This is a genomic window from Bacillus cereus group sp. Bce041, assembly GCF_052646455.1.
This window is the reverse complement of sequence record NZ_JBQXON010000011.1, coordinates 127,718-143,484: the sequence shown is the minus strand read 5'-3', so window position 1 is coordinate 143,484 and position 15,767 is coordinate 127,718. Positions and strand designations below refer to the sequence as shown.

Genomic DNA, 15,767 nt, shown 5'->3' with positions numbered 1-15,767 from the left:
TGAACGCTATGCTACGTGGCATTTTGTATGTCTATTTTTGTTTGTATATAGTAATGTACATTGTATTTATATTCGTCATTGATATGGTCCATATACCCTTAAGTGTAAGGAGCATTTTTGTAGTATTCATACCATTTGTTTTATTAGTCATGATTCAAAGGGCTATTTTATATGTTTCTAAAAATCGTAATGAAGAAAAGAAGCAAATGTTGGGGGGTTAATAGTAGCACTCATACCATTAATAGTGTGCACTGTACAACTAAGTGTAAATGAATATACATCAAAGTTTAATCAAAATAGATGGTTAAATCATGCAGATAAGCGGGTACATATGGTAGATGATCTATTACAAAAATATAAATTAATAGGGAAATCAAATGAAGAAATTACACAATTGTTAGGAGCCCCAACGGAAACGAGAAGTGGGGGAGAAGGAGTTATCACTTTGTATTATCTTGGGACTGAACGTGGCTTTATCCCAATAGATAGCGAACAGCTTATTTTACAATTTGATAGAGATGGTAAAGTCATGGAATATACGGTGCATAAAGATTAAAGAAACGTGGAGGGAAGCTATATGTTATAGCTTCTTTTTTATTTTTCAATATGTCAAGGAAGGGGGAGAAGGTTTTTGAGTGGAATAAGGAATGAAAGCGGAGGTGATGCATATATATAGATGCATTGGGCGATTATTCGCCCGATTGGTGAGGGTTAATAATCAATAAGTACGGACCAAAACCCCACTGATGAAAGTTTCACTTTATCATATTGTATAAATGAAAAGGAGGTAAGACGGTGAAAGCAATCCCGACTGATGTCCTGAGTAAAGAATTGATGGAAAGAGAAGGAGTTATATCTATTACAGTAAAGGAATTTGAAAAAATAGAAGTAGCTGGAGTAGTAGTAGCTGGTCCAGCGGTTATTTTGATTAATCAAGATTAAGTACATACAAATAAAAAGCATCCATCTAGGATGCTTTTTATTTGTATGTAAGGATAAATATGATGGATAATTGTGTTACTGGAGGGAAAGTCTGTGGCAATTATTATAACAATGTTAGTAATGGGTATTTTATTAGGATTTGTTGGAGCTGGAGGAGCTGGGTTTATTATCGCGATACTCACTTTAGTATTTCATATTCCTATTCATGTTGCTCTTGCAACATCTTTAACTGCAATGGCGTTTACGACATTATCAGGTGTTGTCAGTCATTACCGTGAAGGTAATGTAGCACTTATTATAGGCGGGATTGTTGGGGGATTTGGCGCAATTGGCTCTTATATTGGTTCTAAATTTGGTTCACTTATACCAGCACATCTTCTTCATTGGTTTACAGCTGGGATGTTATTTTTATCGGCAATTTTTATGTTTATTAAATTAATTATGTTCCAAAACAAAGAACAGTCATCTTTATATAAGCATAAAGAGTTTTCCATGAACTACTTGTTGAAATGTATATGCCTTGGATTAGTTACTGGAATGATGGCTGGTTCATTTGGGATTGGTTCTGCACCGTTTATTCAGCTTGGATTAATGGTTCTATTGGGATTAACGATTCAGCAATCTGTAGGGACAACAATGCTTGTTATATTACCGATTGCAATTGGAGGCGGTCTAGGATATAGTTCGGAAGGATATTTAGATTATATATTGTTATTGCAAGTATTAATTGGGACCATGTTAGGGGCATATATTGGCGCGAAGTTTACAAATTATGCACCGCGAATGCTTTTGAGGTTTTCGATGATTATGACACCGGTTTTAGCTGGATGTATGCTATTGATGGAGTAAGGTGAAATTATAATAAGTAGGGGGTTACTGCTTACAAATAGCGGGATAAAATTAATATAGCAAACTATTAATATATTTTACGAATGAATTATGTAGGTAATTCATATTTCCCATATAAAAGGATTTGTTTTAATATTATGAGTGTAAAGTTCGAGTATTCGAAGTACTACTTGAATTATATCCCTATCCCTTTTCTAAAAATGCGAACAAGTTTTGCCCTATTCTATTCAATAGTTAATTGCATAGAAATATATTGTTCGATGACCATTATGGAACGTACATAATGGGAAAATCCCGATCCTTAAAGAGGATGCCCCTAATCTTCATGTGAAAATATGATCGGATAAGAAAGCTGACCAATTTATGGTCGGCTTTCTTTTTGTTCAAAAACAATTTTTTCTTTAATTTCTGTTTGTAATAATACAGTTTTTCCGAAGCGACGTTTGCATTCCGCACGCACTTTTTCAATGGCTAGTAGCTGAGTAGTCGCGGGAACTGTGACAATAGCTTGGCGAGCCTTTCGATTTTCTTCACAAAAGACACATTCCACAACATAATTAGAAATCATATTTTCATCCTTCCAGTTTTAATTTCTAAAAAAGGATTGTCTATGAAGTTGATATAATTTTTCGTCATTGTTTTATTATTTTCCTCTTTTTTTCAAGGGGAAAATAAAAAAGAGGGCGAATTTTAGTAGGGGAGGGATGTTTATGGAGAGATGGATAGGTAGTGCAGCGGTATGTGTAAATGAAAGAAATGAAGTTTTAATGGTACTGCAGGGCAAAGAGGGAGAAGAAAAAAGATGGTCTGTCCCAAGTGGAGGACTTGAAAAGGGAGAGACACTAGAAGAATGTTGTATCAGGGAAGTTTGGGAAGAAACAGGTTACAATGTGGAAGTGGTAAATAAAATATATGAAAAAGAGGGTATTACATACGGTGTTCCAGTGTATGTCCATTATTATTTTGTTAAACAAATAGGCGGTAATATGAAAATCCAAGATCCTGATGAGTTAATACATGAAATTGCTTGGAAAGGGATACATGAAATTGAACAATTGTGTTTAGCTTTTCCAGAGGATTATGAATTGCTGTGCCAATATATAGATAAAGAAGCAAGTATGTAAATACTTGCTTCTTTAATGTATCCAAGACAAGAAAAGCGGAACGATAACTAAACTAGCGCCTGCTGTTAAAAGCATGGATAAACTTGCAATTGTTCCTTCCACAGGACCGATTTCGAATGCTTTTGATGTACCGGTTCCATTTGCGCTCGTTCCTAACATAATACCTTTTGCGATTGCTGTTTTAATGCGGCAAATGCGTATGAGAGAAGGACCGAGCAATGCTCCTGTTAAGGCAGTTAAAACGACAAATACAGCAGTTAATTGTGACATACCACCAATCATTTCTGAAATAGCCATTGCGATTGGTGTTGTTACGATATGTGGCGCTAAACTATGTTCTAGTGATGAATCAATTTGAAAATAATTTGCTAGTAGTGCTGAAGTAATGACTGATAAAAACGAACCGACAATGACATTAAGTAAGATAGCCATTCCATGTTTCTTTAATAAATCAAAATATTTATAGATTGGCCATGCAAAAGCAACTGTTGCGGGCTTTAATAATTCAGTTAACCAGTGACCACCAGATTCATATGTTTCATAAGGTGTATCTAATCCGAGCAATAAAGCAATTAAAATAATGGGACAGACGAGAAGAGGAGAAAGTAGACTCCAATTCCAACGTTGATACATTTTTTTTGATATCCAATATGTGAATAGTGTTAATAGTAAACAAAGAAATCCGATCATTGCGTTGATCCTTTCCGCTTTAGTAGCAATTCTGTTAAAAGTCCTGTAACTAAGGTAACGCAAAGAGTGCTAATCATAATAATTAAAATGAGATCGATTCCATATTGTGTTAGTGTATCTCTGTAACGTATGACAGCGACTGCAGAAGGGATGAAAAATAAAATAAGTTCTTTTAATAAAAAATCTGCTCCGTCCTGTATCCATTCTTTCTTAACTAGGTTAAATTTTAACGAAATTAATAATAAAAAAATACCGATTATACTTCCTGGAACTGGGAGGTGTGCCTGTTTTGCAATCCATTCACCTGTCCAAGCGAAACAAAATAGTAACAAAATTTGTCCGCTTAACTTCCACCATTTCATACAGTAACCACCTCTTTCTTTTTTTACATAAAAATTGTAAAAAAGAATTAACAATTTCTACTATACGTTCATTCAAAATATTTGTCTAATATATAAATTATATGTTATTAATATATTAGACATATTAATCGAAAGTGAAAAGGGTGTCCAAAAATGGAATTACGGCATTTGCAATATTTTGTTGTTGTGGCAGAAGAGTTACACTTTGGACGGGCAGCTGCTCGTTTACAAATGACACAACCACCACTTAGTCAACAAATACAGCAATTAGAAAAAGAAATGGGAGTTACATTATTTTCAAGAACGAAAAGAAAGGTTGAACTAACAGAAGCAGGAGAAATGTTTTTAAAAGAAGTAAAAAAAGCGTTTGAACAAATTGAAAAAGCAGTAGAAGTTGCACAAAGTGCGCAAAGGGGAGAAGTAGGATCACTTTCAATTGGTTTTGTAGGTGCGGCGATATATGATATTTTACCATCAATTGTTAGGGAATATAGAAAGAAATTTCCGAGAGTGTCTGTTGCATTACATGAATTGTCAACACCAGATCAAGTTCATGCACTTCATGATAACCGTATTGATATTGGCTTTTTACGTCCACCAATTCCAACACAATTATTAGAATTAGAGCCAATTCAAAGGTTATCTTGTACCTTATGTTTACCAAAGGCACATCCACTTGCAGAGAAAGATGAAATACATATAGAAGATTTACGAGATGAGCCGTTTGTATTTATTACGAGACCAGTATGGCCAGCTTTGTATGATACAATTTTATCTCTTTGCAGAGAAGTTGGATTTAGTCCACGTATTGTACAAGAAGCAACAGAGTATCAAACAGTTATGGGGCTTGTAGCGGCAGGGATTGGAATTACAGTAATACCCGTATCGGCAAATAAGTTATATAAAACAGAAGTTGTATATAAAGAATTATATGATTCTAATTTTGTGGCAGAAATGTCAGTGGCTTACAAAAAAATGAATAGTAATCCAGAGTTGCTAGAGTTTTTAAAAATTGCAAGAGAGAAGAAAAGAATAGAAGTAGAAGATGAGTAATAGTAGTAACAGAAAATGAAGTTAATTCAGATTTATAAAAGTACACCTTGTTAAACAATAAAGCGGAAATGCAACTTAAGTTGCATTTCCGCTTTATTGTTCTTTTTTTAGCTCGATACTAAATAGATAAACGTGTTCATTTTCTTTTAAGAGTAAATCAATACCTTTGTCTTCGTCAATTGTAGGGACGCTTACAGTTTCTTTACTTGTTTGGATTACAGCAGCTAAAATTGTTTTTTGATTGTATTTTAAATTTTTTATAGATTGGATTGTAGTAGTTGCGGAGCTATTTACGCTTGGTGGTGCTTCTTCATGAACAAGCGTTGAAGCACCTTCAATATTCATATACCACTGCCTTTTTTCTTGTATATCTTTATCGAATTGGAAATGTGGTGGTAAAAAAGAAAGCTTTACTTTCTTTTTTGAAAAATGTGAGGTAGCTATATTAGCAATTTCTTTTGTTTTTTTACCATTGTTATAATAATCAATTGTAGCATTTATTTCATCTTTATCATTTTTAAGCGTAACGTTATAAAACATGCTATTTCCTTCTTGAAAAGGAGTCATTTGTAAAATAGAAGCTTGCTCTTTTGTTAATTTGTATGGCTCAACAATGGCAACTTCATTGTTTTTTATTTTGCTACAACTTGTGAGTAATAATAAAAACAAGATTGATAGTAATTTTATACGCATGCAATCTCCTCCTTTTTACAATTATATTCTAAATGTGATTTTTTATCATTTCGTTTTCTAGGACTAAAGACTTAGAAGAAATTCCGATTGTAGTGCGATGTTTAAAATGTCATATTTTTATACACTAGTAGTATAGAATGCGTATGTAATAAGGTAGGGGAAGAATTTTATGTCTTTATATCGGTTAGCGAGAAAAAATATTAGAACATTTGCTACCAAAAGGATGAAGCAATTTATGTGGATTGCTATGAGTATTATGATTTTGTTTTTTATGATATCGTTACAATTTAATGAAGGAGCTATTTTGAAAGTAGGGGATGCATTTGTATTTCAAATGTATTTTTACACACTGTTTATTGTACTAATTTTCATATGTATTTTTACTACATATAAAATGATGTACTCCCTTTTGCTAGTGAGGAGAGAGGAGTTTACATCTTATGTAGCAGAAAATATAAAAAGAAAAGAAGTACTATGTTTATTATGTCAGGAGCAATTATTCATTTATGGAGCAGCGTTTGTTTTTGGATTAGTTAATGGGATGTTATTTTTAAAATTATTTACGATTATCTTTATAAGAATAGCAGGAATACAAGGGATAAATAGTGCACCGATTACAATATATGCAATAGTAGTAGTGAGTATAATTATGATTGTTATCCTTCTATTATCGATGGTGCAATGTTTTCGATTTGTTCAAAGTTTACAAGATAAAAATTCGTTGCATTTCAAGAAAAAGGCATGAGAAATCATGCCTTTTTCCATTTTACACATAAAAATAATCATGTTACAGTGAAAAGACCTGACAAAGAATGGGAAGGAAAGGTTGTATAGAATGACAAATGAACAATCAATTGTAAAAGTCGATCGGTTAACGAAGCGAATCGGATCAAAGACACTTGTACAAAATATTAGTTTTGAAGTGAAAAAAGGCGAGGTTGTCGGTTTACTCGGACCAAACGGTGCTGGAAAAACGACTTTAATGAGAATGATGGTTGGTATGATCCGTATGACAGAAGGTGAAGTATGGATTGATGGTCAATCTGTGAAACAGCAATTCGAAAAAACAGCTGCGAAAATTGGAGCGGTAATTGAGACACCTGAATTTTATCCTTTTTTGAGCGGCTATGAAAATTTAACATATTTCGGACGAATGAATGGTAATGTGACCGAAGAACGTATCGATGAAGTAGTGAAATTGTTAGGGATGGGACAAGTAATTGATCGCAAAGTAAAAGCGTATTCACTCGGCATGAGACAACGTTTAGGAATCGCTCAGGCACTTATTCACGATCCAGACGTGTTGATACTAGATGAACCGACAAATGGATTAGACCCTAGTGGAATACATGAAATGAGAATGTACATAAAAAAAATTGCACATGAACAAGGAAAAGCTGTACTTGTATCAAGTCACTTACTTTCAGAAGTTGAATTAATGTGTGACAGAGTTATCATTATTCAGCACGGGGAATATGTGGCTACGCAAAATATTCAGCATAGCCAAAGCGAAGAGATGGAGACGATCCGTATACGTGTAGATGATGCGAATAAAGCAGCAGAAATATTAGGGCATGATGTTTTAGTAAAAGATAATGAATTACTTATTAATGTAAAAGATGAAGAAATCCCAAATGTTATTCGTACATTGCTTGAGAAAAATATTCAAGTGTATCGTGTATATGAAGAAAGAAAAACGTTAGAAGAGCAATTTTTAGAATTAACAGGGGGAAAAGATATTGTTTAATTTAGTATATAACGAACTGTATAAAATATTTAAGCGGAAGCGAACGATTATTCCATTTGCAGTTATTGCAGTATTAATAATCGGATTAGGATGGGTTACGGTAAAGTATTTTGAACCGGAAACAAAAGGATGGAAAGTAGATTATACAGAACGAACTGTAGAAATTGAGAAAAAGCTTGGCATGAAAAAAGAAGCTATTTTAGCAGAAAAATCAGGGGATGAGCTTGTAAAAGAATACCAGCTTAAGATGAAGCATTTAGATACGGATACAGCACCGGCAAGCAGTTCTCCACTTTCTTTCATGAGAGATACAGGTTTTATCGTATTTCCAATTTTGCTCCCATTTATCCTCGTGTATGCAAGTACAATTTTTGCGAATGAATATAGCTGGGGAACATATAAATTTTTAACGATACGACCAGCGAGTCGCTTTAAAATTTTAACAGCAAAATTTTTAGCAATCGTTATATTTGCAGCTTTATTATTTATATTTAATATGATCTTCTCCGCTTTATGTGGACTTGTTATTTATAAATTCCAACAGCCTGCATGGAGTGAGTTTATTTTCCAAGATGGAAATATAATAAAACAAAACATTTTTGTAGAAGCAAGTAAATATTATGTTTTATCGTGGTTACCAACGGTTGTGTACGCATCGTTTGCATTTATGATTTCTGTGTTAACGAGATCTAGTGGAGGTGCAATTGGTATTTCACTATTCCTTGCTTTATCAGGCAATATTGCGTTATTAGCAGCCACTAGATATAACTGGGCGAAATATTTATTGCCAGCAAACACAGATTTATATAGTATTTCAAAGAACGGAAGTTTTATTGATGGAGTAACATTCCCGTTTGCATCATGTATGTTGCTACTTTATTTGTTCGTATTTTTATGTATTTCATATACTGTGTTTTTAAAACGTGATTTAACTTAATAAGAAAAGCCGTTCAGGGTGCTGAGATGCACTTTGAACGGCTTTTTTTATGAGAATTGTTTAAGTGCTCTTTCGGCTAGTAAAGCAAAGTATTCTGCACTTATAGGCAGTGCCTCTTCATTAATTGTAAAAGCAGGATGATGCCATTCATGTGTACCGCTCGTTCCCATAAAGACGAATGAACCTGGTATTTCCTGTTGGTAAAATGAGAAATCTTCTCCAGCCATTGATAGACTAGGCGAGATGATATTAAGATTCATCTTTGTGGCAACTTGAGTAGATAAGTCTGAAAGAGCTTTATCGTTGTGAACAGCAGGAGGACCTGAATAAAAACGGAATTTCGTTTTTACACCTAATGCATCAGATACACCTTTAATAATACGCTCCATGAGTGCTGGAATCTTTTCACGTGTTTCAGCTTGGAACGTGCGAATCGTTCCTTCTAACGTAGCTTTTTCAGGAATTACGTTCCACGTATTTCCTGCGTGAATATTTGTAACACTAACAACCGCATTATGAGATGAACTTATATTTCGGCTTACAATTGTTTGCAGTGCCATCACAATCTGAGAGGATGCGACAATAGGATCTACGCCAGCATCTGGTACAGCCGCGTGTGTACCAACTCCGTGAATTTCAATTTCAAATCGATCAACTCCAGCCATCAGTGGACCATCTTTAATGCCAATTGTACCTACTGGTAAATCAGGTTTATTATGCATGCCGAAAATCGCTTGCACATTACGTAAATGTCCAGCATCAATAACTTTGCAAGCGCCATTACTACTTTCTTCAGCTGGTTGGAATATGAAGCGAACCGTTCCATTTAGGGAAGATTCTCTTTCTTTTAATAAGAAAGCAGTACCTAAAATGGCAGCTGTATGAAAATCGTGTCCACAAGCATGCATTTTTCCTCGTACTTTAGATGCATAGGACAAATGTGTTTCTTCTTGAATAGGAAGGGCATCAATATCAGCACGAACTGCTACAATTGGCCCGTTTTTATTACCAGACACTTCAGCGATAATTCCTGTTTCTAAATTGGAGTCAATGATAGTAATGTTTTTTTCTTCTAACCAATTTTTTATTGCTTTTGTTGTTTCGAACTCTTCATATGATAGTTCTGGATACTCATGTAAATGTCGACGGATGGAAATAAGTTTTTCTTTTAGTTGATTTGAAATAGATACCATGTAGTATGCCCTCTTTCTTCAGCAAAATATTTATCATAAGTATACAACAATAAAAGAGAGGATTCTCAAATGAAAATCCTCTCTCGTTTATCCCGTATTAATGGGCAGTCCGATTGGTTCAACTAATTAAAGTTTCGCTTTATGCTGCGACTTTTTTATGCGTATGATGTTTACGATAACGTCCACGCATTGCGTATGCAATTTGCGGGATTGCAATCCCGATTAAAATAAGTGATACACCGAACCATTGTGAAGATAGTACAGCCTCTTTTAAAACGAATACGGACATAATTGTTGTAACTGGTAGTTCCGCTGCACCAAGAATAGTTGCTAAGCCAGAACCGATTTTTGGAATACCGATTGTAAAGGCAATAGATGGAATTACGATACTAAATGTTCCTAATCCTAAACCGTATTTCCAAAGACCTTGAGAAATGGCACCATTAAAAATAAATGTTGGTGGGAATACAATCATGACTAAAGTTAAAGCACCAGTCATTAAGAGAACACCGCGCGGTAATGAAGGTACTTCAACAGCAACTTTTCCGCTCACGAAAATGTATGTTGCGAATGTAACAGCAGATAATAAACCTAAAATGATCCCAGTCGTATCGAAAGCACCTGCTGATTGTTCAAGTAAACCACTTGATAAAAATGTCCCTACAAGTAAGAAAATAACAGAAATAACTTTTTCTCTTGAAGGTAATGTTTTTGTTGCGACTGCTTCAATGATAATTCCGACCCAAACAAATTGGAATAAAAGAATAATTGCAATAGAAGCTGGTACAGTTTTTAATGAAGCATAATAAAAAATTCCGGTAAAACTTGCAGATGTTCCTGCAACGAATAAAAGTAATGCTTGCTTTAAAGGAACGCGATGTCTAGAAAATAGAAGTGTAATAGCAAGCAAAATAATCCAACCGAACAAATATTGGCTGCCAATTACCTCTCCAAGTGAAAATCCTTCTGCATATGCAAGCTTAACAAAAATAGCTAAAATTCCATAACTACACGCTCCTAATAAAACTAAAAGAGAATAACGAAGCATGAAAAATTCCTCCCATCTATATGAAGTTGTTCCGTATCGAAAATATATAACTAGAGGGAAGTATACAAAATTAGAAATAAAGGGTCAAATGAAAGAAAAGTATGACATTTTATAGAATAATAATAAAAGTATGATATTTATGCATAATCTTGAAATTATTAATAGTAGAAGTATTATAAAATCAACTTTGCATTGTATAGAGCCAGCATTTGAAAAAAATATTTTTTAAACCAATATGTATATAGACGTACTAGTAACGTGCTAATTATTTGAGAAACTATGTTACCTTTGTTATGGTAATGACAATTAAAGGAGTTTTCATAATCCATTTGAGTTTTTTCTATATAATAGAAGGAAATGAAAACGTTTTATTAGAAACTGTGAGGAAGTACGGTTTTTCTTATTGCCACGTTGTAAAAGTGATTTCACGAATTGTTCATAGTATTTTTATGTGTTTTTGTTACAATATTTAGGGAGAGGAGTGGAATGATGCAAGATATTAGTATTTTTTTAGCGTTTGGCGCCGGGTTCTTATCATTTATTTCCCCATGTTGCTTACCGCTTTATCCGGCATTTTTATCGTACATAACAGGTATGTCGGTTTCTGAATTGAAAGAAGAAAATGCAATGCTTCGCAAAAGAAGTATGATACATACAGCGTTTTTCTTACTTGGATTTTCAATTATATTTATTGCAATTGGATTTGGTACAAGTTTTATTGGAGGAATCTTTACTGACTATAAAGATTTAATCAGACAGTTAGGTGGTATATTTATCATCGTGTTCGGCTTAATTATTGTCGGGGTGTTTAAGCCGAAATTTTTAATGCAAGACCGTAAATTTACATTTAAAAATCGTCCAAGTGGCTATTTTGGATCAGTACTAATTGGATTAGCCTTTGCAGCAGGGTGGACGCCATGTACCGGACCAATTCTAGTGTCCGTAATTGGATTAGCAGCAACAAACCCAGAATCAGCAATGATTTACATGATTGCTTACATACTTGGATTTGCTATCCCGTTTTTCGTACTGTCATTCTTTATTACGAAAATGTCTTGGATTAAAAGAAATAGTATGGCCTTCATGAAAGTCGGAGGATATATTATGATTGTTATGGGGGTCTTCCTATACTTTAACTGGATGACGAAAATTATCGTATATTTCTCAAGTTTATTTGGTGGTTTTACCGGTTTTTAGTATTATTCTGCGAAAATGTTGGAAATACTAACGGAAAAGCATATAATGAAAGTATATTTTGCATATAGCCACAAAAAAGGATGAGAAAATATGAACATAGTTCTTTTATCAAGTATCGTTGCTGTTTGTATGGCTGTCGGTGCGATGTTTATTCGTTTAAAAGCAGCTAAGAAACCTGCAACATTGAAAAAAATTATACTTCCGCCATTTTTTATGAGCACGGGAGCATTGATGTATGTTTTTCCTGAATTTCGATTAACTCCAGCGGAAATGTTAGAAGCAATTGGCGTCGGTTTGTTTTTCTCTATTTTTCTTATTAAAACATCTAAATTTGAAATTAGAGGACAAGAGATTTATTTGAAGCGTTCAAAAGCCTTTGTTTTTATATTAATTGGATTACTTGTCGTGCGGATTGTATTTAAAACATACTTAAGCCAATCTCTTGATTTAGGACAACTTAGTGGCATGTTCTTCTTACTGGCGTTCGCGATGATTGTGTCATGGAGAATTGCCATGTACCGTTCCTTTACGAAATTACAAAAGGAAATGGAAAAAGAAGATGGTTTTTATAATGAAAAAGATATGAAGCTAACTTAAAAACTGTATATGTACCAAATAAAAAGACAGCGTCAAAGGCGCTGTCTTTTTTATCGAAAATAATATGAAGTTACTTTGCGAGTAAAGATCGATAGTTAGAATAATCAATCTTTTTTTCTTGTAGTTTTTTAATTAAAAATTTATGATCACGCTTTGGTGTGGCAATGATATATCCTTTAATAATTAAGTCTTGTGTAATTTGAGAGGCATTTTCTTGTAATGCAAGTTCCCCGATTTTTCCAGCAATCTTTGATTTTGCAACATCGCGAAATAGTTCTGGAACAGGACTTACAAGCTCTTCTAACAATTGTTTTTGTTCGTCAGCCCATAAATGTCTCGTTTTATTTATGTAGTGTTCTTCCCAATCCAAAATGGACATGCCGTCTTCTTTTGGTAAACGTTTTAAAAATTTTCTGAACATAAAGTATCCACCGATAGACATAAGCCCTAATAAAATAACCGTCCATAATACAATGAACCAACTGAACCATCCTTCGAGCAAGCATATCCCCCCTTAATGATAGCGGTTTTCTTTTATTCATATTATATACAGTGAGATTCATAGAAAGCAAGAACGCTTGGTCATTTTGACCAAGCGTTATCATTTAAACAAAGTATAGTTGTTCCACATGTAAATTATTATTATCATCTTCTACATATTCAATGATTAATGTGCCAACTTTACGATCTTTATCTTCAGTTGTGAAAATAGAGTAAGAAGTAAAACGTGTTTTTGATAGGCCGCTTATGTGTGTAGGTAAAGAAATGTAGTCGTTATCGCGGAAGAATTCCATCAGTTCAATATCCTCAAATTCTTTTCGGTCAACTTGTTTGTTTGTATAGCGGCGTTGAAGTTGTTTTAAAGATTCATTCCAAGAAATTGCTTTTGTGTCGTATACCATTGTTCTATCTCCTTACTGTATGTAATTATTAAGAACATACGTTCTAATCTAGTATACTCTTTTTATTAGAAAAGGGAAAGCAAAAAATAATGTAAGCTTGGATTTCCAAGCTTACATTATTGATGCGTCCGTCATAATCTCTATTTTTCATTATAAGTTAGATAAGAATAAGAAACAAGATGATATATATAATGTTGAGAGTTTTCAAGATTCTGTATATTATAGGTGTACTAAAGTGTAAGGGAATGAGAGGTGTGACATACGTAATTTCACTGCAAGGGCCGATGGCTAGCGGAAAAACAACATTAGCAAAAAGGTTAGAAAAGAGAGGGTTTCGAGTTATATATGAAAATCCATATCCAATTGTAGAGAAGCGAAAAAAATTGAATTTAGATATGAATTCAAAAGTAGGGTTTATTATGAATCAAAAAATGTTTATGGAAGCAAAAATAAAGGAGTTTCAAAATGTGAAAGATTCAGTCGTAATTTTTGATCGCGGACCAGAAGACATTGAGTTTTTTACACTCTTTTATCCAACGATTATAGGAGAAGAGTGGGATATAGAAACTGAATTGAAAGATGAATTATATAAATTAAGAGAATGCCGTTCGGATGTGATTTTTTACTTAGATGTTACGAAAAAGAATGTATATGATAGAAAAAATAATGATAGAACAAGAAACAGAAGTACATTTGAGGAGCAATTTAAATTAGCAGAAACTGAAAAAGACTGGTATAAACAATTTCCTGTAACTTATGTGGACACAAATAGATTAACAGTTGACGATTTAGAGGTATATTTTATGGACTGGTTAAAGGAGAGAGGGCTATGAAAAAAATACTTTTATTTGTATACCCAACATTTGCGGAGTTTGAAATAACAGTAGCGACGGCATTGCTGAAAAATAAATTTGAAATCATTACAGCGGGCTTAACAAAAGAATTGATTATAAGTGAAACAGGTTTGCAAGTGCAACCACATATAGAAGTAAGTGAAGTACGTGTAGATGAGTATGAGGGGGTACTTATTCCAGGTGGAGAAGAAGTACAGTTGAAAGATGCGAAATCTCTTTTTTCAGTCATTCGTCAATTTCACGAACAAGAAAAATTAGTGGCGGCAATTTGTGCTGGACCGTATGCGCTAGCAAAAGCAGGGTTATTTAAAGGGATTTCTTATACTGCGACTATAGATTATCAAAAATTCGATTGTTTTCCAGTAGAAAATTTCGTGTATGAAGAAGTTGTGCAACACTCAAATATCATTACAGCACAAGGGCATGCATTTGTACCATTTGGAATAGCGATTGCCTCTTATTTTGGAGTGGCAGACGAACATAATACAGATTTTTATTGTGGTAAAGGCAATGTAGTAATGGAGAAACTTTTACGAGAAAACGTGTAAAAGCTAGCAAATGCTAGCTTTTTTACACCGATAAATTACTAACGTTTTTGGATCGCGCCATATACCGTTATGGAGCGATAATTCCTTGTTGATTTCTTCTGTTAGCCATTCTTTCATCTCGGCTTGAAGATACATATTATCGGGTATATTTAACGATGGAAACATGCTGGAAATATAGTTTACTATTGGGGTAGCATGATGAAAAACGAGCGCATTATGAATAACTGTTTCTTCAACCGTTGGAAAAGCAGATGCTACTATCTCTTTACCATTTTCTAAACAAAATGGAGAGACTGCTGGTGATGTTTTCGGTAGATCAAATGCGTCAAGCATGTTGTTACACATTTCAACTATACGAGGTAATGAAACTTTAGAATTTGTTGTAGCTAAAAGTGTTCCGCCAGAACGAATGACTTTATAAAAGCCTTGAATTGTTTTTTCAACATCTTTCACATGGTATAACATATGTCTTGCAATTATTAGGTCATAACAATTTGTTTCGAAAGGAAGTTTACTAGCATCCCCTCGTTTCCATTCTATTAAGTTATTTATTTTAGCAGCTTCAGCAAGCATAGCTTCGGATTGATCAAACCCGGTTAATGGGCCTTTATGACCATTTGTTTGTAAAAGGGAAAGGAATTTTCCACTAGCGCACCCAACCTCTAATATGTTTTCATCCCCTTGAAGGTGTAAATGTTCAATGACGATCTTATCTAAATCTACGTGTTTTTCTTCGTAATGTGTATGTGTGTCGATGCGTGTTTGTAAATGGTTGCTAACGTTATATTGTCGTTTTACATCATTCATTTTGTCACATTCCACCTTTGTGCAAAATTGTTGGATTGCATGTGTTAATACATCTGTTTTCTTTAAACCTTCGTAATGGAGTGCTGATTCAAACCTTTCAAGTAATTTCTCTTCAATTCGAAAATGAATATCTTTTCGTTTTGTCACTGAAATTTCGCCCCTTTGCATCTGTTAGTGAGACTATAGCACGTCTGGAAATTTTGTGTAAATCATTTGTGTACACA

Annotated in this window: 21 protein-coding genes and 1 pseudogene; 13 read left to right on the top strand and 9 right to left on the bottom strand. The window is 34.0% G+C overall.

Translation table 11 applies throughout. The annotated features are described in order from the left end of the window. Nucleotides 1-8: 8 nt before the first annotated feature. The 3 genes and pseudogenes from ACUN13_RS25360 to ACUN13_RS25350 all read left to right on the top strand — a co-directional run bounded on the left by ACUN13_RS25360 (nucleotide 9) and on the right by ACUN13_RS25350 (nucleotide 1,791). Nucleotides 9-556 (top strand): annotated as a pseudogene (locus ACUN13_RS25360) (hypothetical protein). A 239-nt stretch (nucleotides 557-795) separates the two neighbouring features. After that, on the top strand, nucleotides 796-942 hold the full coding sequence (locus ACUN13_RS25355; protein ID WP_000644411.1) for a BC1881 family protein: 147 nt from the start codon (nucleotides 796-798) through the stop codon (nucleotides 940-942). 93 nt (nucleotides 943-1,035) lie between these two features. Further along, a complete protein-coding gene (locus ACUN13_RS25350; protein WP_000974659.1) occupies nucleotides 1,036-1,791 on the top strand; it encodes a sulfite exporter TauE/SafE family protein in 756 nt (251 codons plus the stop codon). Nucleotides 1,792-2,152: 361 nt separating this feature from the next. Here the strand turns inward: ACUN13_RS25350 and ACUN13_RS25345 are convergent, their stop codons facing one another. Further along, the gene (locus tag ACUN13_RS25345; RefSeq protein ID WP_000625222.1) at nucleotides 2,153-2,359 is read right to left on the bottom strand and encodes a DUF3903 domain-containing protein; all 207 of its coding nucleotides are present in this window, start codon (nucleotides 2,357-2,359) and stop codon (nucleotides 2,153-2,155) included. A gap of 142 nt (nucleotides 2,360-2,501) precedes the next feature. Between ACUN13_RS25345 and ACUN13_RS25340 the strand changes: the two genes are divergently transcribed. After that, a complete protein-coding gene (locus ACUN13_RS25340) occupies nucleotides 2,502-2,915 on the top strand; it encodes an NUDIX hydrolase (protein ID WP_000442981.1) in 414 nt (137 codons plus the stop codon). 12 nt (nucleotides 2,916-2,927) lie between these two features. On the opposite strand, the gene ACUN13_RS25335 is transcribed toward ACUN13_RS25340, so the two are convergent. Next, nucleotides 2,928-3,605: an LrgB family protein gene (locus ACUN13_RS25335; RefSeq protein ID WP_000578954.1), complete on the bottom strand. Its 678-nt coding sequence runs from the start codon at nucleotides 3,603-3,605 to the stop codon at nucleotides 2,928-2,930. Beyond that, nucleotides 3,602-3,967, bottom strand: coding sequence for a CidA/LrgA family holin-like protein (locus ACUN13_RS25330; protein ID WP_000872365.1), 366 nt, complete (start codon nucleotides 3,965-3,967; stop codon nucleotides 3,602-3,604). The genes ACUN13_RS25335 and ACUN13_RS25330 overlap by 4 nt, the downstream gene beginning before the upstream one ends. 153 nt (nucleotides 3,968-4,120) lie before the next feature. Here ACUN13_RS25330 and alsR point away from each other — a divergent pair, with 153 nt between their 5' ends. Further along, nucleotides 4,121-5,020: an acetoin biosynthesis transcriptional regulator AlsR gene (gene alsR, locus ACUN13_RS25325; protein WP_000423234.1), complete on the top strand. Its 900-nt coding sequence runs from the start codon at nucleotides 4,121-4,123 to the stop codon at nucleotides 5,018-5,020. A gap of 93 nt (nucleotides 5,021-5,113) precedes the next feature. Here the strand turns inward: alsR and ACUN13_RS25320 are convergent, their stop codons facing one another. Beyond that, nucleotides 5,114-5,713, bottom strand: a complete 600-nt coding sequence (locus tag ACUN13_RS25320) for a hypothetical protein (RefSeq protein ID WP_001220612.1) — start codon at nucleotides 5,711-5,713, stop codon at nucleotides 5,114-5,116. 169 nt (nucleotides 5,714-5,882) lie between these two features. On the opposite strand from ACUN13_RS25320, the gene ACUN13_RS25315 reads away from it, so the two are divergent. The 3 genes from ACUN13_RS25315 to ACUN13_RS25305 all read left to right on the top strand — a co-directional run bounded on the left by ACUN13_RS25315 (nucleotide 5,883) and on the right by ACUN13_RS25305 (nucleotide 8,397). Further along, nucleotides 5,883-6,458 carry an ABC transporter permease gene (locus ACUN13_RS25315; RefSeq protein WP_445424011.1) on the top strand — a complete coding sequence of 192 codons (576 nt, stop codon included), beginning with the start codon at nucleotides 5,883-5,885 and terminating at the stop codon, nucleotides 6,456-6,458. Between the two features lie 90 nt (nucleotides 6,459-6,548). Then, complete coding sequence (locus ACUN13_RS25310; protein WP_000180622.1) at nucleotides 6,549-7,460, top strand: ABC transporter ATP-binding protein; 912 nt, start codon at nucleotides 6,549-6,551, stop codon at nucleotides 7,458-7,460. Further along, entirely contained in the window at nucleotides 7,453-8,397 is a 945-nt protein-coding gene (locus ACUN13_RS25305; protein WP_000482759.1) for an ABC transporter permease, read from the top strand. Before ACUN13_RS25310 ends, ACUN13_RS25305 begins: the two co-directional genes overlap by 8 nt. 47 nt (nucleotides 8,398-8,444) lie before the next feature. Here the strand turns inward: ACUN13_RS25305 and ACUN13_RS25300 are convergent, their stop codons facing one another. After that, nucleotides 8,445-9,590, bottom strand: coding sequence for a M20 peptidase aminoacylase family protein (locus ACUN13_RS25300; RefSeq protein ID WP_000253674.1), 1,146 nt, complete (start codon nucleotides 9,588-9,590; stop codon nucleotides 8,445-8,447). A 139-nt stretch (nucleotides 9,591-9,729) separates the two neighbouring features. Next, entirely contained in the window at nucleotides 9,730-10,638 is a 909-nt protein-coding gene (locus ACUN13_RS25295; protein ID WP_000947043.1) for an EamA family transporter, read from the bottom strand. Nucleotides 10,639-10,961: 323 nt separating this feature from the next. Here ACUN13_RS25295 and ACUN13_RS25290 point away from each other — a divergent pair, with 323 nt between their 5' ends. The 3 genes from ACUN13_RS25290 (at nucleotide 10,962) to ACUN13_RS25280 (ending at nucleotide 12,432) form a co-directional block, all read left to right on the top strand. Continuing rightward, complete coding sequence (locus ACUN13_RS25290; protein ID WP_071732505.1) at nucleotides 10,962-11,111, top strand: peptidase T; 150 nt, start codon at nucleotides 10,962-10,964, stop codon at nucleotides 11,109-11,111. A gap of 16 nt (nucleotides 11,112-11,127) precedes the next feature. Then, entirely contained in the window at nucleotides 11,128-11,835 is a 708-nt protein-coding gene (gene ccdA, locus ACUN13_RS25285; protein ID WP_001152676.1) for a cytochrome c-type biogenesis protein CcdA, read from the top strand. 90 nt (nucleotides 11,836-11,925) lie between these two features. After that, on the top strand, nucleotides 11,926-12,432 hold the full coding sequence (locus ACUN13_RS25280) for a CcdC family protein (RefSeq protein ID WP_001028439.1): 507 nt from the start codon (nucleotides 11,926-11,928) through the stop codon (nucleotides 12,430-12,432). Nucleotides 12,433-12,502: 70 nt separating this feature from the next. Here ACUN13_RS25280 and ACUN13_RS25275 read toward each other — a convergent pair whose 3' ends face one another. After that, nucleotides 12,503-12,934: a DUF2621 domain-containing protein gene (locus ACUN13_RS25275; protein WP_000889373.1), complete on the bottom strand. Its 432-nt coding sequence runs from the start codon at nucleotides 12,932-12,934 to the stop codon at nucleotides 12,503-12,505. 103 nt (nucleotides 12,935-13,037) lie between these two features. Continuing rightward, nucleotides 13,038-13,334, bottom strand: coding sequence for a hypothetical protein (locus ACUN13_RS25270; protein ID WP_000262401.1), 297 nt, complete (start codon nucleotides 13,332-13,334; stop codon nucleotides 13,038-13,040). A 245-nt stretch (nucleotides 13,335-13,579) separates the two neighbouring features. Between ACUN13_RS25270 and ACUN13_RS25265 the strand changes: the two genes are divergently transcribed. Both ACUN13_RS25265 and ACUN13_RS25260 read left to right on the top strand, forming a co-directional pair. Further along, nucleotides 13,580-14,167, top strand: a complete 588-nt coding sequence (locus tag ACUN13_RS25265) for an AAA family ATPase (protein WP_002041639.1) — start codon at nucleotides 13,580-13,582, stop codon at nucleotides 14,165-14,167. Then, nucleotides 14,164-14,736, top strand: coding sequence for a DJ-1/PfpI family protein (locus ACUN13_RS25260; protein WP_000722200.1), 573 nt, complete (start codon nucleotides 14,164-14,166; stop codon nucleotides 14,734-14,736). Before ACUN13_RS25265 ends, ACUN13_RS25260 begins: the two co-directional genes overlap by 4 nt. 3 nt (nucleotides 14,737-14,739) lie before the next feature. Here ACUN13_RS25260 and ACUN13_RS25255 read toward each other — a convergent pair whose 3' ends face one another. Beyond that, nucleotides 14,740-15,690 carry a class I SAM-dependent methyltransferase gene (locus tag ACUN13_RS25255; RefSeq protein ID WP_000166759.1) on the bottom strand — a complete coding sequence of 317 codons (951 nt, stop codon included), beginning with the start codon at nucleotides 15,688-15,690 and terminating at the stop codon, nucleotides 14,740-14,742. Between the last annotated feature and the right edge of the window lie 77 nt (nucleotides 15,691-15,767).